The sequence below is a fragment of the Streptomyces mobaraensis genome (genome assembly GCF_020099395.1).
Lineage (GTDB): Bacteria > Actinomycetota > Actinomycetes > Streptomycetales > Streptomycetaceae > Streptomyces.
The window spans coordinates 2,975,207-2,993,735 of sequence record NZ_CP083590.1 but is presented as its reverse complement, the minus strand read 5'-3'; the positions used below and the strand labels follow the sequence as shown (position 1 = coordinate 2,993,735).

At 74.7% G+C, this 18,529-nt stretch carries 14 protein-coding genes and 1 pseudogene; 11 read left to right on the top strand and 4 right to left on the bottom strand.

Going from position 1 to position 18,529, the window contains the following annotated elements; genetic code table 11:
* Positions 1–193: 193 nt before the first annotated feature.
* Positions 194–607 (top strand): cobalamin B12-binding domain-containing protein, encoded by a 414-nt coding sequence (locus K7I03_RS12685; protein WP_185941399.1) that lies wholly within the window; start codon positions 194–196, stop codon positions 605–607.
* Here K7I03_RS12685 and K7I03_RS12680 read toward each other — a convergent pair.
* Together K7I03_RS12680 and K7I03_RS12675 are read right to left on the bottom strand one after the other, a co-directional pair.
* A complete protein-coding gene (locus K7I03_RS12680; RefSeq protein ID WP_224347020.1) occupies positions 573–2,261 on the bottom strand; it encodes a DUF5691 domain-containing protein in 1,689 nt (562 codons plus the stop codon). The two genes, K7I03_RS12685 and K7I03_RS12680, sit on opposite strands and share 35 nt — an antisense overlap.
* A 62-nt stretch (positions 2,262–2,323) precedes the next feature.
* Positions 2,324–3,676, bottom strand: coding sequence for an SWIM zinc finger family protein (locus K7I03_RS12675; RefSeq protein WP_185941398.1), 1,353 nt, complete (start codon positions 3,674–3,676; stop codon positions 2,324–2,326).
* A 126-nt stretch (positions 3,677–3,802) separates the two neighbouring features.
* On the opposite strand from K7I03_RS12675, the gene K7I03_RS12670 reads away from it, so the two are divergent.
* The 7 genes and pseudogenes from K7I03_RS12670 (at position 3,803) to K7I03_RS12640 (ending at position 14,045) form a co-directional block, all read left to right on the top strand.
* Positions 3,803–4,999, top strand: coding sequence for an ATP-binding protein (locus K7I03_RS12670; RefSeq protein ID WP_185941397.1), 1,197 nt, complete (start codon positions 3,803–3,805; stop codon positions 4,997–4,999).
* Positions 4,996–7,383, top strand: coding sequence for a DUF5682 family protein (locus K7I03_RS12665; RefSeq protein ID WP_224347019.1), 2,388 nt, complete (start codon positions 4,996–4,998; stop codon positions 7,381–7,383). The genes K7I03_RS12670 and K7I03_RS12665 overlap by 4 nt, the downstream gene beginning before the upstream one ends.
* Positions 7,380–8,621 (top strand): VWA domain-containing protein, encoded by a 1,242-nt coding sequence (locus tag K7I03_RS12660; RefSeq protein WP_185941396.1) that lies wholly within the window; start codon positions 7,380–7,382, stop codon positions 8,619–8,621. Before K7I03_RS12665 ends, K7I03_RS12660 begins: the two co-directional genes overlap by 4 nt.
* Before the next feature lie 403 nt (positions 8,622–9,024).
* Positions 9,025–10,200: an ADP-forming succinate--CoA ligase subunit beta gene (gene sucC / locus K7I03_RS12655; RefSeq protein WP_185941395.1), complete on the top strand. Its 1,176-nt coding sequence runs from the start codon at positions 9,025–9,027 to the stop codon at positions 10,198–10,200.
* A 22-nt stretch (positions 10,201–10,222) separates the two neighbouring features.
* Positions 10,223–11,107, top strand: a complete 885-nt coding sequence (gene sucD, locus K7I03_RS12650) for a succinate--CoA ligase subunit alpha (protein ID WP_152262140.1) — start codon at positions 10,223–10,225, stop codon at positions 11,105–11,107.
* A gap of 255 nt (positions 11,108–11,362) precedes the next feature.
* Positions 11,363–11,717, top strand: a pseudogene (locus tag K7I03_RS12645) (cell division protein PerM); the annotation flags it as partial.
* A 150-nt stretch (positions 11,718–11,867) separates the two neighbouring features.
* Positions 11,868–14,045: a cell division protein PerM gene (locus K7I03_RS12640; RefSeq protein WP_224347018.1), complete on the top strand. Its 2,178-nt coding sequence runs from the start codon at positions 11,868–11,870 to the stop codon at positions 14,043–14,045.
* 64 nt (positions 14,046–14,109) lie between these two features.
* On the opposite strand, the gene K7I03_RS12635 is transcribed toward K7I03_RS12640, so the two are convergent.
* The gene (locus K7I03_RS12635; protein ID WP_185941394.1) at positions 14,110–14,961 is read right to left on the bottom strand and encodes a hypothetical protein; all 852 of its coding nucleotides are present in this window, start codon (positions 14,959–14,961) and stop codon (positions 14,110–14,112) included.
* Here K7I03_RS12635 and K7I03_RS12630 point away from each other — a divergent pair.
* The 3 genes from K7I03_RS12630 to purH all read left to right on the top strand — a co-directional run bounded on the left by K7I03_RS12630 (position 14,960) and on the right by purH (position 17,808).
* Positions 14,960–15,109 carry a hypothetical protein gene (locus tag K7I03_RS12630; RefSeq protein WP_185941393.1) on the top strand — a complete coding sequence of 50 codons (150 nt, stop codon included), beginning with the start codon at positions 14,960–14,962 and terminating at the stop codon, positions 15,107–15,109. The two genes, K7I03_RS12635 and K7I03_RS12630, sit on opposite strands and share 2 nt — an antisense overlap.
* 468 nt (positions 15,110–15,577) lie before the next feature.
* Entirely contained in the window at positions 15,578–16,249 is a 672-nt protein-coding gene (gene purN, locus K7I03_RS12625; RefSeq protein WP_185941392.1) for a phosphoribosylglycinamide formyltransferase, read from the top strand.
* Entirely contained in the window at positions 16,246–17,808 is a 1,563-nt protein-coding gene (gene purH, locus K7I03_RS12620) for a bifunctional phosphoribosylaminoimidazolecarboxamide formyltransferase/IMP cyclohydrolase (protein WP_185941391.1), read from the top strand. Before purN ends, purH begins: the two co-directional genes overlap by 4 nt.
* 121 nt (positions 17,809–17,929) lie before the next feature.
* On the opposite strand, the gene K7I03_RS12615 is transcribed toward purH, so the two are convergent.
* The gene (locus tag K7I03_RS12615; RefSeq protein WP_185941390.1) at positions 17,930–18,520 is read right to left on the bottom strand and encodes a hypothetical protein; all 591 of its coding nucleotides are present in this window, start codon (positions 18,518–18,520) and stop codon (positions 17,930–17,932) included.
* Positions 18,521–18,529: the final 9 nt, after the last annotated feature.

Genomic DNA, 18,529 nt, shown 5'->3' with positions numbered 1-18,529 from the left:
CTGTACGGCACGTGGCGGGCGGGAGAGGGGCGCGGGTCGCGGCGAACGTGATGTCCCACGTGTGATTTCCCCCTCCCTCCGCACCGCGAAACGACCGCTTGCGGGATGCTGTGGATAACGTTCGTTCACACCCGGGCCCGTTCGGCACGGGATCCTCGCGGCCGGCTGACGGCAGTCGTACATGGAGGCAGTGATGGGAGTGACCGGTCCGATCCGTGTGGTGGTGGCCAAGCCGGGGCTCGACGGACACGATCGCGGGGCCAAGGTCATCGCACGTGCGCTGCGGGACGCCGGCATGGAGGTCATCTACACCGGGCTTCACCAGACCCCCGAGCAGATCGTCGACACCGCGATCCAGGAGGACGCCGACGCGATCGGCCTGTCCATCCTGTCCGGCGCGCACAACACCCTGTTCGCCAAGGTGATCGAGCTGCTGAAGGAGCGCGACGCCGAGGACATCAAGGTGTTCGGCGGCGGCATCATCCCGGAGGCCGACATCCCGCCGCTCAAGGAGCTGGGAGTGGCGGCGATCTTCACGCCGGGGGCGACGACGACGTCGATCGTCGAGTGGGTCAACGCCAACGTCCGCCAGGCCGCCGGGGCCTGAGCAAGTGGTTCCCTCCGGCGGAGCCGGCCGGGTGTGCGTCACCCGCCAGCTCCGCCCGCATGACGGCGCGCAGCCGGAGCGTTCCGGCGAGCCGCTGGAACGCCTCCGCCCAGTAACCCGTCGCCCCGGGCGGGGTGGCGTCCTCGCGCGGGACGCCTCCGGTACCGGCCGGCACGGCCAGCCGGTCGGCCTGGTCCGGGTCGAGGCAGCGCTCGGCCAGGCCCATGACGCCGCTGAAGCTCCAGGGGTAGCCGCCCGCGTCCCGGGCGGTCTCCAGGGCGTCCACCACGGCCAGCCCGAGCGGTTCGGCCCAGGGCACCGCGCAGACTCCGATCAGCCGGAACGCGTCCGACAGTCCGTGGGCGGCGACGAACCTTGCTACCCAGTCGGCCCGTTCGGCCGCGGGGAGGACGGTGAGCAGCCGGGCCGGGTCCCGCCCGGGCGATCCCTCGGGGGCCGGGGGCGCCGTGGCGGGGCCGAGCAGGGCCCGGGCCCAGGCCGCGTCCCGCTGCCGGACGGCGGCGCGGCACCAGGCCGCGTGCAGGTCGGGCCGCCAGCCGTCGGCGACGGGCAGCGCAACCGCCTCGGCGGCGCCGGGGACGCCCAGCCGGGCCGGCCAGACGGACAGCGGTGTGGCCTCCACGATCCCGCTCAGCCACCAGGACCGCGCGCCGCGCCCCGACGGGGGTCTGGCCGTGATGCCGTCCCGCCGCATCCCGTCGTCGCACTCGTGCGGGGCCTCGACCACGACGACGCCCTGGTCGAGCGCGACGCACGTGCGGGCCCGGGCGGTCATCCGGGCCGTCAGGGCGGAACCGGGCAGTCGGCCGAGGAGTTCGGCGGCCATGGCCCGGACGGAGCGGCCCCGGTCCGACAGGGCCGCCTCGAGGAACGGCTCGTCGTCCGGGGAGAGCCCGTCGCGCAGCGCGCCGAGGAACGCCTGCCGGTCCTCGGCCCGTTCGGTGGTCCAGGTGCCGGCCAGCAGCTCGCGCCCGGCCGCCGGGTCGCGCCGCCGGACCGCGGTGAGGGCGGCCAGACGGTCGGCGAACAGGCCCTCCCGCCACACGCGGCGCAGTCCGACGAGGCCGACGGCGTCCGGTGAGCCGGAGGAGGCCGCCGCCGAACCCGGCGGATGGGAACGGAGCACGTACGCCCACTGCGGGTTGAGGCGGGCCAGCCACCGTCCGCGGGGTCCGGCGAAGGCCAGCGCCTCGGGACGGAGGTCGGTCCGGGCCCGCGCGGCGTCGAGGAGACCGGGCAGCAGGATGTCCGGAGGGCGGTAGCCGTGCGCGTTGGCGGCGGTCAGCCACTGGGGGAGCAGTTCGACGAGGTCGGGGGCCGCCGTCCGGCGCCGGTCCCCGGCGCCGGCGCGCTCGCCGAGGAGCAGCGCCAGCCGTCGTTGGGCGGCCCCGGGAAGCGGCGGGCGGGGATCGGGAGGCGCGGGCTCGGGACGTTTTCCCGCGGCGACGGGCAGGGCGGCGGCACGGCGTCGCACGGTGTGGAGGGCGGCGGCGTCCAGCAGGGCGAGGGCGGGGTCCTGCCCGGGGCGTGGCCCGGCCGGTGTGCCGCGGCGGCCCGTACCGATCAGGGCGGCGGTGACGAGATCGTCCCAGGGGACGTCCGTGGGCGGAGCCTCGGGGCCGGATGCGTTCATGGGTGACCTTTCTCAGGTGGCGCGGGCGGAAGAGGGCGGGAGAGGCGGACCGGTCCGCTTGGTCAGCGCCGTAGGGAGATCAACTCCGGCGCCCAGACGGCCAGGGGCGCGAACCCGCGGTGCCCGCACTCGCCGAAGACCCGTACGGGCCTGCCCGCGGCCACCGCCACCAGCCGCCACCAGCCCGATTCGTCGGTGCGGCGCGCGTCGACGGCCAGCGCGGCGTCCCCCTCCGCGTCGGCCAGCCGGCGGCCGATATCGGGATCGGGCAGGGGGACCACCCCGTCGAGGACCACCGGCCACGCGTCGAGCCACGGGTCGTCGCGCAGCGCCGTCCCGTAGGCGGCGAGGGCGGCCTCGACGCCCACGCCCGGCGGCGGTCCGGCGGCGGGCTCCGGGTCGCCGTGGCGCGTTCCGAGGACGGCGCGCAGCGGCACGGCGGCGGGATGGAAGACCAGGTCGGCGTCGAGGGAGAAGCCGACCGGGAGCGAGAGGCCGGGCGTCCGGCCGGCCGCTCCGTAGGACAGCAGCAGCGCCGCGCGGCCGGTGTGTCTCCCCTGGAGCCGGATGCGCCGCGTGATGAGGCTGTTGTCGTCGGAGGTGTCGTCCTGCGAGAGGACCAGCCACTCGTCCCGGACGGGTGGCGCGGAGGCCGACAGTGCGGCCGAGTCCACGGTGATGCCGACGCGGGCGCGTACGGTCGCGGCCAGTCCGGCGGGCAGCCGGTCGACGCGCGCGTACGCGCGGTTGAGCGTATGCAGGAGCGCGCACTCCTCCAGCAGCCGTGAGGCCCAGTCCGGACCCGCGGCGGGCAGTGAGCCCAACTCGCGGGCGACCGCGGCGAGTCCGGGTGCCTGGGCGTCGACCATGCGGGCGGCGGCACGGTCCCACTCCTCCCGTGCGCCGCCGCCGGAACCGGCGAGGCCGCCGTGCACCAGATCGGCGAGCCGACGCTCCAACTCCTCGGCGCCCTCGGCGATTCGGAGCGCCCGGTTCGCCGCCCGGCGATCGGACGGCGCCGACGCGGCGGGAGGGCGGACCGCAGACGGAGAGGCCCGCCGTCTCCGACGCCCCTCCAGCCACTCGTGCGCCCACGGCGGCGGCTCCTCGGCAGGCCGGACGGACTCGTGACCCGCCGCCCACAGCAGCAGCAACCCCACCGCGTGCTTGCACGGCACCTCGCGGCTTGAACAACTGCACGCGCAGCTCGGTCTGTTGGCGTCCGAGGTGTCGACGACGGTCCGGTACGTCCGGCCGCCGCCGCCCGCGCACTCCCCCCACACCGCGTCCGGGCGCGCTCCCGTCCCCGACCACGATCCCGGCGTCGCGAGCCTGCCGCCCGCCGTGCGCGACGCGGAGTCGCGTGGCGGCGCGAGCGTCTGGTCCGCCGTCCGGTGTTCCCCCTGCGGATTCATGTCATCGACGGTAGGTCCCCCCACTGACAATCGCCCTGACCTGGGGCTTCGTTGCGGCCGAGGGCGATTGTCAGTGGTGTGGTGCAGGGTGGAGTCACTTCCCGGACCGCACGACGAGGGGGACTTGTGACCGTGCCCGGAAACCGCTTCGTACCCACCGACGCGCCTGTCACCACCGACGCGTCCACCACCCACGAGACACCTGCCGCCCACGAGACACCTCCCACCCACGAGACGCCCGCCGCCGAAGTCATCCGCCCGCACGCGGAAACGGCGTTCGCCGGCGAGCTGGCGGCCCTGGCGGCGGCGGACGACCGGCCCCGGCCCGAGCGCTGGCGGCTGTCGCCGTGGGCCGTCGCCACCTACCTGCTCGGCGGAGTGCTGCCCGACGGCACGGTGATCACCCCGAAGTACGTGGGCCCGCGGCGGGTTGTCGAGGTCGCCGTGACCACCCTGGCCACGGACCGGGCGCTGCTGCTCCTCGGCGTTCCCGGCACCGCCAAGACCTGGGTGTCCGAACATCTGGCCGCGGCCGTCAGCGGGGACTCCACCCTCCTCGTCCAGGGCACGGCCGGCACGGCCGAGGAGGCCGTCCGCTACGGCTGGGACTACGCCCGGCTGCTGGCGCACGGGCCCAGTCGGGACGCCCTCGTGCCCAGTCCCGTCATGCGGGCCATGGCCCAGGGCATGACCGCCCGGGTCGAGGAACTGACCCGCATCCCCGCCGACGTGCAGGACTCGTTGATCACGGTGCTGTCCGAGAAGACCCTGCCCGTTCCCGAGCTCGGCGAGGAGGTCCAGGCCGTGCGCGGCTTCAACCTCATCGCCACGGCCAACGACCGCGACCGCGGCGTCAACGAGCTGTCCAGCGCCCTGCGCCGCCGCTTCAACACCGTGGTCCTGCCGCTCCCCGCCACGCACGAGGACGAGGTCGACATCGTCGTGCGGCGCGTCGACCAGATCGGCCGCTCCCTCGACCTGCCGGCCGCGCCGGGCGGCGCGGACGAGATCCGCCGGGTCGTCACCGTCTTCCGCGAACTGCGCGGCGGGGTGACGGCGGACGGCCGGACCAGACTCAAATCGCCCTCCGGGACACTCTCCACGGCCGAGGCGATCTCCGTGGTCACTGGCGGCCTGGCGCTGGCCGCGCACTTCGGCGACGGTGTGCTGCGCGCCGGGGACGTCGCGGCCGGCGTCCTCGGGGCGGTCGTCCGCGACCCGGCGTCGGACCGCACGGTCTGGCACGAGTACCTGGAGACGGTCGTCCGGGAGCGGGACGGCTGGCAGGACTTCTACCGCGCCTGCCGCGAGGTGTCGTCATGAACGCGCCCGCCCTGCTGGGCGTCCGCCACCACGGACCCGGTTCCGCGCGGGCCGTGCGCGCCGCGCTGGAGCGGCTGCGGCCCCGCGCGGTGCTCGTCGAGGGCCCGCCCGAGGCCGACAGGATCGTCCATTGTGCGGCGGACGAGGGCATGCGGCCCCCGGTCGCGCTGCTCGCTCACGCCGCCGACGATCCCGGCCGGGCCGCCTTCTGGCCGTTCGCCGCCTTCTCGCCGGAGTGGGCCGCCATCCGCTGGGCCCTCGCCCACGGCGCCGAGGTGCGGTTCATCGACCTGCCCGCCGCCCACACCATCGCCGCGCGGGGAACGGCCGGCCGGGACGGGCCGGACGGCGCGGCCGGGCCGCCACCCGACCCGCTCGCCCTGCTGGCCGGGGCCGCGGGCCACGACGACCCCGAGCGCTGGTGGGAGGACGCCGTCGAGCACCGCGGCGCCGTCCGGCCGGGCGACGGCGGGCCCGGTGACGATCCCCTCGGACCCTTCCGGGCCGTCGCCGAGGCCATGGCCGCGCTGCGCTCCGCACCGGAGGACGCGCCGCCGGGCGGTGAAGCGCCGTCGGCGGAAGGCGGGCCGCCGAACCCGCGCGACGACGCCGTACGGGAGGCCCACATGCGGCTGCGGCTCCGCGACGCGGTCAAGGAGTTCGGGCACGAGGTCGCCGTCGTCTGCGGCGCCTGGCACGTGCCCGCCCTGGCGGTCCGGCGTCCCGTCACCGCCGACCGGCGGACGCTCAAGGGGCTGCCGAAGGTCAGGACGGAGATCTCCTGGGTGCCCTGGACCCACCGCCGTCTCGCCCGGAGCAGCGGTTACGGCGCCGGGATCGCCTCGCCCGGCTGGTACGCCCACCTGTACGCGGCCCCGGACCGCCCGGTCGAACGCTGGATGTCCACGGTCGCCCGGCTGTTGCGCGAGGAGGGCCGGCCGGTCTCGTCCGCGCACGTCATCGAGTCCGTCCGGCTCGCCGACACGCTCGCCGCCCTCCGCGGCCGGCCGCTCCCCGGCCTCACCGAGACAATCGACGCCGTGCGCGCCGTGCTGTGCGACGGCTCGGACGTGCCGCTCGACCTGGTGCGCGACCGGCTCGTCATCGGCGACGACCTCGGCGAGGTCCCCGACACCGCACCCGCCACACCACTCCAGCGCGACCTCACGCGCCTCCAGCGCACCCTGCGCCTCACACCCGAAGCGGGCGTGAAAGAAAAGGAGTTGGACCTCCGCAAGAACACCGACACCGAGCGGAGCCGGCTGCTGCACCGCCTCCGGCTCCTCGACGTCGACTGGGGCACACCCCTCGCCTCGCGCGCCGGCCGTGGCACCTTCCGCGAGACATGGCGCCTGTCCTGGCAGCCGGAACTGGCCGTCCGGCTCGCCGAAGCGGGCGTCTGGGGCACCACCGTCGAAGCCGCCGCGACCGCCCGCGTGGAAGCCGCCGCACACGAGGCGGACGGCCTCGCCGACCTCACCACCCTGGCGGAACGGTGCCTGCTCGCCGCGCTGCCCGCCGCCCTCCCCGCCGTCCTGGGCGCCCTCGCCGACCGCGCCGCCCTCGACACGGACGTCGGCCACCTCGCCGAGGCCCTGCCCGCCCTGGTCCGCTCGGTGCGCTACGGGGATGTGCGCCGCACGGACACCGCGGCCCTCGACGACGTGGCGGCCGGCCTCGCCGACCGGATCTCCGTCGGTCTCCCCGCCGCCTGCGCCGGGCTCGACCACGACGCCGCGCGGGCGATGAGGGGCCATGTCGACGCCGTCCACCGGGCGGTGGCCCTCCTGGAACGCCCCGGCGTCGGCGACCGCTGGACGGCGACGCTCACCGTCCTCGCCGAACGCGAACACCTCCCCGGAGAAGTGCGCGGCCGGGCGGCCCGTCTCCTGCTCGACGAGGGCACGCTGACCGCCGACCGGACCGCCCGGCTCCTGGGCCGCGCCCTCTCACCCGCCGTGGCTCCCGCCGACGCGGCGGCCTGGATCGAGGGGTTCACCGGCGGCACCGAGCCCGGCGGCGGGCTGCTGCTCCTTCACGACGAGCGGCTGCTCGGCCTGATCGACACCTGGCTCACCGGCATCCCCGCCGGCGCGTTCACCGACGTCCTGCCCCTGCTCCGCCGCACCTTCTCGGAGCACGAGCCGGCCCTCCGCCGCGCGATCGGCGAACGCGTCAGAAACGGCCCGGCCACCGGCCCGGCACGCGGACGCGCCGCACCGGCCTGGGACCCGGAGCGCGCGGCGGCCGTACTGCCCACGATGCGGCTGCTCCTGGGCCTGGACGACGAGGAGCACGGCATACAACACCCGCCTGGCGAAGGGGAGATGGTGGAAGCAGGAGCGAGCACCCGGACGGCATCCACCGGGGGAGGGGCGCGATGACCTCGACGACCACTCCCGCACCGCTCCCTCGCCCCACGGATCCGCCGTCCTCCGAAACCCCCGACCCTGCCGACGAACGGCTGCGCCGCTGGCGGCTCGTGCTCGGCGGGGAGGCGGGCGGGGACGGCACCGGCCGCGAGCTCGCGGGCCGGGACGCCGCCGTGGACCGGACACTGGAGGCGCTCTACGGGGCAGGGCCCCGCCCGTCCGGCGCGGGTGCGGGCGCCGGCGACGGCCGGCGGAGCGGTGGTCTCGGAGCCTCCGCCCCGCGGGTCGCCCGCTGGCTGGGGGACATCCGGTCGTACTTTCCGGCGTCCGTCGTTCAGGTGATGCAGCGGGACGCCCTGGACCGGCTCGGCCTGACCGCCCTCCTCCTCGAACCCGAGCTCCTGGAAGCGGTCGAACCGGACGTCCACCTGGTCGGCACCCTGCTGTCGCTCGGCAAGGCGATGCCGGAGGAGACGAAGGCCACCGCCCGCGAGGTCGTCCGCAAGGTGGTCGGGGATCTGGAGCGGCGCCTGGCGTCCCGTACCCGGACCACGCTCACCGGAGCGCTCGACCGGTCGGCCAGGGCCGCCCGGCCCCGCCACCGGGACATCGACTGGAACCGCACCGTCCGGGCCAACCTCAAGAACTACCTGCCCGAGCACCGCACGGTCGTGCCCGAACGGCTCGTCGGCTACGCCCGGGCGGCGCGCTCGGTGCGGAAGGAGGTGATCCTCTGCGTCGACCAGTCCGGATCGATGGCGGCGTCCGTCGTCCACGCCTCCGTCTTCGGCGCCGTCCTGGCCTCGATACGCGCCCTCGACACCCGGCTGATCGCCTTCGACACCTCCGTCGTGGACCTCACCGACCAGCTGGCCGACCCGGTGGACGTGCTCTTCGGCGTGCGCCTCGGCGGGGGCACCGACATCAACCGGGCGCTGGCCTACTGCCAGTCGAGGATCACCCGCCCGGCGGACACCGTCGTCGTCCTGATCAGCGATCTGTACGAGGGCGGCGTACGGGAGGGGATGCTCGGACGGGTCGCGGCCATGCGGGCGTCCGGAGTGCGGTTCGTCACCCTGCTGGCCCTCTCCGACGAGGGCGCCCCGGCGTACGACCGGGAGAACGCGGCGGCCCTCGCCGCGCTCGGCACACCGGCCTTCGCCTGCACCCCCGACCACTTCCCGGAGGTGATGGCGGCCGCCCTGGAGCAGCGGCCGCTGCCCGTACCCGACCCCGGGGGCGGGACGTGACGGAGACGGGGAAACCCGCCGGGCGGAAAGGGAGATGACGGCGAGGGCGGAGAAGGGAGGACGGGAGGGAGCGCACCGGAGGCGACGGCAGGGCGGCGTGCGGACCGGGAGGTGGGGGACGCCCCGGCGGGACGCCGGCGCGTACCCGCGGGCCGGGGCCGGGCGGCGTACGCTCTGTCGCGATGCGTGCGGGGTTTGTGCGCGATCTGTGAGCGTAATCACGGCCGGAGTGTGATCTGCGATTTAGGGACCTCCGGCCCTCGGGGATAACCTGCGAGACGGACATGCCGCGTATTCGGCGCACGTGTGCCGCCCTCGTCATAGATCGCGTCCTCACGCTGCCACCGCGGCACGCCCGCGCAGACAACGAACCGCGATATCCATGGAAAAGGGACGGACGCGCGTGGACCTGTTCGAGTACCAGGCGAGGGACCTCTTCGCCAAGCACGGTGTACCGGTGCTGGCCGGTGAAGTCATCGACACGCCTGACGCGGCGCGCGCGGCGACTGAGCGCCTTGGCGGCAAGTCGGTCGTCAAGGCGCAGGTGAAGGTCGGTGGCCGCGGCAAGGCCGGCGGCGTGAAGCTGGCCGCCACCCCGGACGAGGCCGTCGCCCGCGCGACGGACATCCTCGGCATGGACATCAAGGGCCACACGGTCCACAAGGTGATGATCGCCGAGACGGCTCCGGAGATCGCCGAGGAGTACTACGTCTCGTACCTCCTCGACCGCACCAACCGCACCTTCCTCGCCATGGCGTCCGTCGCCGGCGGCATGGACATCGAGGAGGTCGCCGCGACGACCCCCGAGAAGCTCGCCAAGGTGCCGGTCGACGCCAACGAGGGTGTCACCATCGAGAAGGCCCGCGAGATCGTCGCCCAGGCGAAGTTCCCGGCCGAGGTCGCCGACCAGGTCGCCGACGTCCTCGTGACCCTGTGGAAGACCTTCATCGCCGAGGACGCCCTCCTCGTCGAGGTCAACCCGCTCGCGAAGGTCGCCGACGGCCGCGTCATCGCGCTCGACGGCAAGGTGTCCCTGGACGCCAACGCCGCGTTCCGCCAGCCGGAGCACGAGGCGCTGGAGGACAAGGCCGCCGCCGACCCGCTGGAGGCCGCGGCCAAGGCCAAGGGCCTCAACTACGTCAAGCTCGACGGCCAGGTCGGCATCATCGGCAACGGCGCGGGTCTCGTCATGAGCACGCTGGACGTCGTCGCCTACGCCGGTGAGAACCACGGTGGCGTCAAGCCCGCCAACTTCCTCGACATCGGTGGCGGCGCCTCCGCTGAGGTGATGGCCAACGGTCTCGAGATCATCCTCGGCGACCCGGACGTCAAGTCCGTCTTCGTCAACGTCTTCGGTGGCATCACCGCCTGTGACGCGGTCGCCAACGGCATCGTCCAGGCCCTGAAGCTCCTTGAGGACAAGGGCGAGAAGGTCGAGAAGCCGCTGGTCGTGCGCCTCGACGGCAACAACGCGGAGCTGGGTCGCAAGATCCTGAACGACGCCGACCACCCGCTGGTGCAGCAGGTGGACACCATGGACGGCGCCGCCGAGCGCGCCGCCGAGCTGGCTGCGAAGTAAGGGACGAGGTCACTAGAACACCATGGCTATCTTCCTCACCAAGGACAGCAAGGTCATCGTCCAGGGCATGACCGGCTCCGAGGGCCAGAAGCACACCAAGCGCATGCTGGCTTCCGGCACCAACATCGTCGGCGGCGTGAACCCGCGCAAGGCCGGCACCACCGTCGACTTCGACGGCACCGAGGTCCCGGTCTTCGGCTCCGTCAAGGACGCGATGGAGAAGACGGGTGCCGACGTCACCGTCATCTTCGTCCCGGAGAAGTTCACCAAGGACGCGGTCGTCGAGGCCATCGAGGCCGAGATCGAGCTGGCCGTCGTGATCACCGAGGGCGTCGCGGTGCACGACACCGCCTCGTTCTGGGCGCTCGCCCAGGCCAAGGGCAACAAGACCCGCATCATCGGCCCCAACTGCCCCGGCCTCATCAGCCCCGGCCAGTCCAACGCGGGCATCATCCCGGCCGACATCACCAAGCCCGGCCGCATCGGTCTCGTGTCCAAGTCCGGCACGCTGACCTACCAGATGATGTACGAGCTGCGTGACCTGGGCTTCTCGTCCTGCGTCGGTATCGGCGGCGACCCGATCATCGGCACCACGCACATCGACGCCCTCAAGGCGTTCGAGGCCGACCCCGACACCGACCTGATCGTCATGATCGGCGAGATCGGCGGCGACGCCGAGGAGCGTGCGGCGGACTTCATCAAGGAGCACGTCACCAAGCCGGTCGTCGGCTACGTGGCCGGTTTCACCGCGCCCGAGGGCAAGACGATGGGCCACGCCGGTGCGATCGTGTCCGGTTCGTCCGGCACCGCGCAGGCCAAGAAGGAGGCCCTGGAGGCCGCGGGCGTGAAGGTCGGCAAGACCCCGTCCGAGACCGCCCGCCTGGCGCGCGCCGCGCTGAGCGCCTGATCACTCGCCTGGTCACTCCCAGATTGGCGGCCTGACCGGCCGTCCGGTCTGATCCGGCCCCTCATGGGCCGGAGTACGCGTGGGCCCGTACCTCTGCGGAGGTACGGGCCCACGCGCGTTCCCTGCGGGTGGCCCCGGCGCAAGGGCCGACGGCCCCCGGCGCAAGGGGACCGGCCGCCCTCCGGACCGCGCCGCCCTGAACACGACACGACGGTCATTTGTCGCTACCCGCCCGAAAGGCGCGTTGTTGGCAGCATGGCCCTTGTGACCCCATATGCCCACAGCGGTCCGCCACTGCCGTCGCACCCCCGATCCGCGGCGCGTCACAAGCCGGGGGCGGGCAGGGCCTTCCTGGGCGGGGCGGTCGCCGCCGGACTGGGACTCGGGGCGTTCGCCACGCTCGTCCTGGTGCTGTGGATCGTGTCGCCCTACCCGGACAGCGGGCCCGCCGGAGCGCTGCACATCGCCACCGGCCTCTGGCTGCTCGCCCACGGCGCCGACCTCGTCCGCACCGAGACCCTCTCGGGCAGCCCCGCACCGGTCGGGCTGACCCCGCTGCTGTTCTCCGTCGTGCCCTGCCTGCTCATCCACCGGGCGGCGCGCCAGGCGCCCATGCCGCCGGACGACGCGGAGCACGCGGACGAAGCGGACGAGGCGATCGAGGCGGATGAGGCGGATGAATCGGGTGGCCCAGGTGACCTAGGTGGCCCGGGTGGCCCAGGCGACGCGCGGGGGGGACGGTTTCCCCACCGCCGCGTCCGTGCCACCCGGTACGCTGCCGGCGCCCTGGGAGGTGCCCCTGCTCCCCGCGCAACTCCCGGTTCCGCCGCTGCCGCCGCGCACCGCGTTCACCGCGCTCCTCGGTGGATACCTGCTGGTGAGCGCCGCCGCCGTGCTCTACGCCTCGTCCGGCCCGATCCGCGTCGACCCCCTGAGCGCGCTGATCCACGTCCCCCTCGTCGCCGCGGTCCCGGCCGCGGCCGGGGTGTGGATGGCGGTGGGCTGCCCGCCCTGGACGCCCTCGGCCCGGGTGCGCCGGGTGTGCCGGGTGGTCCCGGGGTTCGTACGCCGCTGGTTCACGGCGCCGCACGTCGTGGCGGTCGCCCGGGCCGCCGCGGCCGGTACGGCGACGCTGTTCGGTGGCGCGGCGCTGCTGCTGGCGGCGTCGCTGGCCGTGCACGCCGGTGCCGTACGGGACGCGGTGGAGCACCTCACGGTGGGCTGGCCGGGGCAGTTGGGGGTGGCGTTGCTGAGCGTGGCACTGCTGCCCAACGCGGTGGTCTGGACGGCCGCCTACGGCCTGGGGCCCGGGTTCGCGGCCGGCGTCGACGGGCTCGTCGCCCCGCTGGCACTGCCCGTCCTCGGTTCACCCGACCGGTCTCCGCTCCCGCCCTTCCCGCTGCTCGCCGCGCTGCCCGCGCCCGGCGAGGCCGAGCCGGTGGGCCTGGCCGGTGCCGCCGCCCTGGTGACGGCCGTCGGCATCGCGGTGGCGGCCGCGGCCGTGCCGCGCCGCCCGGCGGCCGTGGGGCGGCGCGAGACGGCCGCCGTCGCCTTCCTCGCCGCGCTCCTCTGCGCGGCCGTCGCCGCCCTGCTCGCCTACGCCGCCGGCGGACCGCTCGGCGTCGCCGCCCTGTCCCGCTTCGGCCCCTCGTGGCGCCTCACCGGGCTGGCCTGCCTGGCCTGGACGCTGGTCATCGGCGTTCCGGGGGCGCTGGTCGTCCGCCGGATCCGCAGGGAGGAACGGGCCGTGACGGCACCCGACGGGTCCCGGCCGCGCGGCTGGGGGCGCAAGGCGCGGAAGGCCCTCGGACTGCGGGCCGCCACGGCGGCTTCCACGGATGGTGCGGTGAGTAGTGCGACGGGTGGTGCGGTGAGTGGGGGAACGGCCGCTGGAAAGGGCGCGGCGATGGTGACGGACGAGAAGAGTGCGCCGGACGGGGCGGACGCGACGTCGGCTGCGGGCCCGTCCGCTCCGCGACGCGTACGGCCCTGGGGCCCGCGCGCCTGGTGGCGGGGGCTCGCCCGCTGGCTGGGCTTCGCCGTGGGCGGCGACGGCCCGGACGCCGGTCAGGCGGCCCCGGTGGCGCCCGAACAGCGGCGGACGAAGGGCCGCGGGCAGCGGCCGGCGGGGGATCGTTCAGCGGACCGTTCAGCGGACGCGGACGGTCCATGGCCGGGAGCGCCGGACGGCTCGTGGGACGGTCCGCTGAGCGGTTCACGCGACGGTTCGCGGATCGGCTCACGCGATGGCTCGCGGAACGGTTCGCGCGAGGGCTCACGCGACGGCTCACGCGACGGTTCGCGGAACGGCTCGCGCGACGGCGAGTCGGCCGCCGGGGCCGACGACGGGCCGGCCGGCGCGGCGGGTCCCGGAGCGGCGGGCCCCGGAGCGGGCCGGAAGCCGGCGGGGGGAGCGGACGCGGGCCGGGGCGACGAGCCGGACGGACCTCGACCGTCCATGCCGCCGCAGCAGCAACCCCAGCCTCAGCCGCAGCAGCAACCGTCCCGGCCGGAGCAGCCCGTCCACCGGAACCCCGCGCATCCGGTGAACCCCGTTTCCTACGCCCCCGAGAGCCTGCCCCTCCTCCCCGTCCACGGCATCGTCCTGGGGGCCGACGGGCGGGCGGAACCCCCGCGGCGCAGGCACCGCGGCGCCAGGGTGTCCCGAGCGGAGCGCGCGGCCCGGCGCCAGGCGGCGCGGACCGCCCGGCGCGAGGCGAAGCAGGCGGCGCGCAGGGCGCGGAAGGCGCGGAAGTCACCGATGCCGCCCGTCCCGGGCCCGGCGCCGGCCGGCCGCCCAGAGGGGGCCGACTGGCACGACACCGATGTGCGGCAGGCCCGCTGGGCGGCGATGAAGGACTCGGGCGGCGGGCTGATGCCGGACTTCGAGCCCCGCGACCCGGCACGGCTGCTCGACGAGCGCTGGGGCGAGGGGTGACGCCCCCGCGCAGGCGCTGCGGGTCCGCGGCACCGCGGTCCCGCACGCCCCTCCCGTGCCTCCGTCAGTCGTCCACGCTCAGCAGCGGCCGCAGCGGCTTGGGCAGGTGGTTCTCGCAGGACTGGCGGGACGTCTGCGTCAGCGCGTCGTCCACACAGGTGTAGTAGTCCCGGTAGATCAGCTGGAAGGTGAACGTGGAGACCACGATGACCAGCGCCAGTCCGCCCATCACCAGTCCGCTCACGGCCGCCGTCGTCTGCGGCCGGAAGCCGCCGGGCTGCGGCGCGGGCGCCGGGGCCGGGCCGTCGCCGTTCCGCCGGCCGTTCTTGGCGCGCAGCGAGCTGACCGCCCAGTAGACCGACAGCGCCCCCAGCAGCAGGGCGATCTCGGGGAGGCTGAAGAGCGCGAAGAAGAAGCCCCAGAGCCCGGCGAGGAGGGCGTAGCGGGCGCGGCGCTGGGCCGGGTCGGTGGGGTCCCAGCGCGGGCCGCCGCCGGTGCCGCCGTTGGCGGGGTCCTGGCCGCCGCCCTGCGGGCCGCCGAACCCGCCGCTGTGGCGGCCCGGCTGCCGGCTGCTCCACTGGCTGCCCCACGCGGGCGGCTGCCCGGACCCGTCCTGGCCCTCGGAACCGGAGGAACCGTCGGATCCGCCGCCGTGCCGCGGCTCGCGCGGCCGCCACGGCTGGTCCGGCCGGTCCGCGGGCGGTGCGGCGAAGGGGTTGTCGGCCTCGTTCGCGCCGTGCCCGCCGCGACCGTCGTCCTCGCCCCGGCCGTCCCCGTCCCGCTCCGAGCCCTCCCGGCCCTGCCGCTCCGGCGACCGCCGTTCGCGGACGGCCACCGAACCCGGCCGGGGGCCGAAGGAGGCCGCGACGGCCGACGCGAAGCGGCGACCGGAACCGAAAGCGGAAGCGGAAGCCATGGAGACCGTCGAAGCCATGGAGGTCGTCGAGGCCAGGGAGATCGTCGAGGCCACCGAAGCCACGCGATCACTCGACGCCGCCGCCTCCACGGCGAACGGCCGCGTCCGCGTCCCGGCGGACGCGGCGGACAGCGGAAGGGGGCGGTGAACCGCGGGGCGGCGTCGGTCCGGCATGTGGAGTGTGTCTTCCCCTGGTGTCGTCTGTGTCGCGTCCTGCTGGTCGCGCTCCGCGGCCCGCGCTCCGCTGATCAGCATTCCTGCTGGGCAGCGTCCCGCGGTCCCGCGTCCTGCTGTGTCGCGTGTGTCGCGTCCTGCACTTCGAGCGTACGGCCGGGAGCCCGGTTTCCCGGAGCCGATTCCGTGCCGCGTCGGCCCCACCGGGCGCCTGGCGGGCGTCTGACGGACGGCTGACGGACGCCTGGTGGACGCCCGGCGGGCGGCCGGCGGACGCCGTCCACAGACGCTACCTTCCGCGCGCGCCCCCGTCCCGCGGGGGCCGTCGGGTGTGCCGGTATCGTTGCTGGCGGTCGGCGGCTTCGTAGGGTCCCCCGTATTCGGGGACCCCTCTGTCTCGTACGACCATACAAACCGCACCGCGCGCGAGAAAGGGCCCGCCGTGGCGTCCCCGGCCCCCCAGGCTCACCCCGCCCCCTCCGACCGTCCCGACGAACCGGCCCGGCCGGCCCGTCTCGTCGTCCTCGTTTCCGGTTCCGGTACGAACCTCCAGGCGCTGCTGGACGCGATCGCCGCCGACCCCGAGGGCTACGGCGCCCGGATCGTGGCCGTCGGCGCCGACCGGGACGGCGTCGCGGGTCTCGAACGCGCCGAGCGCGCCGGGATCCCGGTCTTCGTCGAGCGGGTGAAGGACCACGCCTCCCGCGCCGACTGGGACCGCGCCCTGGCCGAGGCGACCGCCGCGCACGCCCCGGACCTGGTGGTCTCGGCGGGTTTCATGAAGATCCTGGGGAAGGAGTTCCTCGCGCGCTTCGGCGGGCGGACGGTCAACACGCACCCCGCCCTGCTGCCCAGCTTTCCCGGCGCCCACGGCGTGCGCGACGCGCTCGCGTACGGGGTGAAGGTCACCGGGTGCACCGTCCACTTCGTCGACGACGGCGTCGACACCGGACCGATCATCGCCCAGGGCGTGGTCGAGGTCCGGGAGGAGGACGACGAAGCCGCTCTGCACGAGCGGATCAAGGAAGTCGAGCGACAGCTGCTCGTCGAGGTCGTGGGGCGTCTGGCCCGGCACGGCTACCGCATTGAGGGACGAAAGGTACGGATCTCGTGACCGCCGAAGGTACGAAGCGGCCCATCCGCCGGGCGCTGATCAGCGTCTACGACAAGACGGGTCTCGAGGAGCTCGCCCGAGGGCTGCACGAGGCCGGCGTCGAGCTCGTCTCGACCGGTTCGACGGCCGGCCGGATCGCCGCCGCCGGGGTGCCGGTCACCCCGGTGGAGGAGCTGACGGGCTTCCCCGAGTGCCTGGACGGCCGGGTCAAGACGCTGCACCCGCGCGTCCACGCCGGCATCCTGGCCGACCAGCGCCTCGACGCCCACCGCGCGCAGCTCGACGAACTGGGCGTGCGCCCCTTCGAGCTGGTGGTCGTCAACCTCTACCCGTTCCGTGAGACCGTCGCCTCCGGCGCGTCCCCGGACGAGTGCGTGGAGCAGATCGACATCGGCGGCCCGTCCATGGTGCGCGCCGCCGCCAAGAACCACCCCTCCGTGGCCGTCGTCGTCAGCCCCGGCCACTACGCCGACGTCCTGAAGGCCGTCGCCGAGGGCGGGTTCGACCTGGCGGCGCGCAAGCGGCTCGCCGCCGAGGCGTTCCAGCACACGGCCGCCTACGACGTGGCGGTGGCCAACTGGTTCGCCGCCGACTACGCCGCGGACGAGGGCCCCTGGCCGGACTTCATCGGCGTCACCTACGCCCGTCAGCAGGCCCTGCGCTACGGCGAGAACCCGCACCAGCCCGCCGCCCTTTACACCGACGGCACGGGCAAGGGCCTCGCCCACGCCGAGCAGTTGCACGGCAAGGAGATGTCGTACAACAACTTCGTCGACACCGAGGCCGCCCGCCGCGCCGCGTACGACCACGACGAGCCCTGCGTCGCGATCATCAAGCACGCCAACCCCTGCGGCATCGCGGTCGGTACGGACGTCGCCGAGGCGCACCGCAAGGCGCACGCCTGCGACTCGCTGTCGGCCTTCGGCGGCGTGATCGCCGTCAACCGCCCGGTGTCGGTGGCGATGGCGGAGCAGGTCGCCGAGATCTTCACCGAGGTCATCGTCGCCCCGGCCTATGAGGACGGTGCGGTCGAGGCCCTGGCGCGCAAGAAGAACATCCGCGTGCTGCGCTGCGCCGACGCCCCCGAGGCCGGCGGCGAGTCGCGGTCGATCGAGGGCGGCGTGCTCCTCCAGGCCAAGGACCGGCTCCAGGCCGAGGGCGACGCCCCGGACCGGTGGACGCTCGCCTCGGGCGAGGCGCTGTCCGCCGACGAGCTGGCGGACCTGGCGTTCGCGTGGAAGGCGTGCCGCGCCGTGAAGTCCAACGCGATCCTGCTCGCCAAGGACGGCGCCACCGTCGGCGTCGGCATGGGCCAGGTCAACCGCGTGGACTCCGCGAAGCTGGCCGTCCAGCGGGCGGGTGAGGAGCGGGCCCGCGGGTCGTACGCGGCCTCGGACGCCTTCTTCCCCTTCCCCGACGGTTTCCAGGTGCTGGCGGACGCGGGCGTCAAGGCCGTGGTCCAGCCCGGCGGTTCGGTCCGCGACGCGGAGGTGGTGGAGGCGGCGAAGGCGGCCGGGGTGACGATGTACTTCACGGGTACGCGGCACTTCTTCCACTGACCGGCCTTGCGCTGACCGGCTTCGGCCGACCGGACGGAGAACGGCCGGAGGCCGCACCCCTGGTGAGGGTGCGGCCTCCGGGCCGGACGGTGTGCGGCGCTCGATGACGCGGCTGCGGCGCTCAGTACCGCGGGCGCTGAAACCATTCGGCGGACGCGCGCTTGGCGCAGAAGACGATGGTCAGGATCGCCATGACCAGCGTCAGCAGGCCCAGGCCGTAGGCGGGGGCGGTGAACAGGCCGCTGATGATGGCGAACGACGCGTAGACGATGGAGCCGACGCGGACGCCGTTGCGGCCCTTGCCGTAACGGATGGCGAGGATGATGCCGATGATCGCGAAGACCGCGGCCAGGATGGCGAGGAAGGCCACGAAGCCCCGGGCGAGGCCGAAGGCGGTCTCGGCGTCGACGGTGTCGCCGTTGCGCGTGGTGACCGTCTCGCCGGTGTGCTTCCCCGCCTGGTCCTTGATCGCCACATAGGCCCAGATCATGAGCCCGGAGATGGTCACGTGCACGGCCGCGATGACCCACATGAAGATCCGCGCGGCCTTGGTGATGCCCGGCATCTCCGCCGGCACCGGCGGCATCCCGTTGTACCCGCTCTGCTGCGGGAACGGCGCGTACGGCTGCCCCGGGTACGGGGCCTGCTGCGGGTAGGCGTAGCCGGCCTGCTGGGGCGGGCCGTACGGGTTGTTCTGCTGACCGAAGCTCATGGTCGGGGG

What these genes read in the sequence shown, in the direction of transcription:
- K7I03_RS12685 (WP_185941399.1), top strand. Translation starts at nt 194, where the DNA reads ATGGGAGTGACCGGTCCGATCCGTGTGGTGGTGGCCAAGCCGGGGCTC.
- K7I03_RS12680 (WP_224347020.1), bottom strand. Translation starts at nt 2,261, where the DNA reads ATGAACGCATCCGGCCCCGAGGCTCCGCCCACGGACGTCCCCTGGGAC.
- K7I03_RS12675 (WP_185941398.1), bottom strand. Translation starts at nt 3,676, where the DNA reads ATGAATCCGCAGGGGGAACACCGGACGGCGGACCAGACGCTCGCGCCG.
- K7I03_RS12665 (WP_224347019.1), top strand. Translation starts at nt 4,996, where the DNA reads ATGAACGCGCCCGCCCTGCTGGGCGTCCGCCACCACGGACCCGGTTCC.
- K7I03_RS12660 (WP_185941396.1), top strand. Translation starts at nt 7,380, where the DNA reads ATGACCTCGACGACCACTCCCGCACCGCTCCCTCGCCCCACGGATCCG.
- sucD (WP_152262140.1), top strand. Translation starts at nt 10,223, where the DNA reads ATGGCTATCTTCCTCACCAAGGACAGCAAGGTCATCGTCCAGGGCATG.
- K7I03_RS12630 (WP_185941393.1), top strand. Translation starts at nt 14,960, where the DNA reads ATGGAGACCGTCGAAGCCATGGAGGTCGTCGAGGCCAGGGAGATCGTC.
- K7I03_RS12635 (WP_185941394.1), bottom strand. Translation starts at nt 14,961, where the DNA reads ATGGCTTCCGCTTCCGCTTTCGGTTCCGGTCGCCGCTTCGCGTCGGCC.
- K7I03_RS12615 (WP_185941390.1), bottom strand. Translation starts at nt 18,520, where the DNA reads ATGAGCTTCGGTCAGCAGAACAACCCGTACGGCCCGCCCCAGCAGGCC.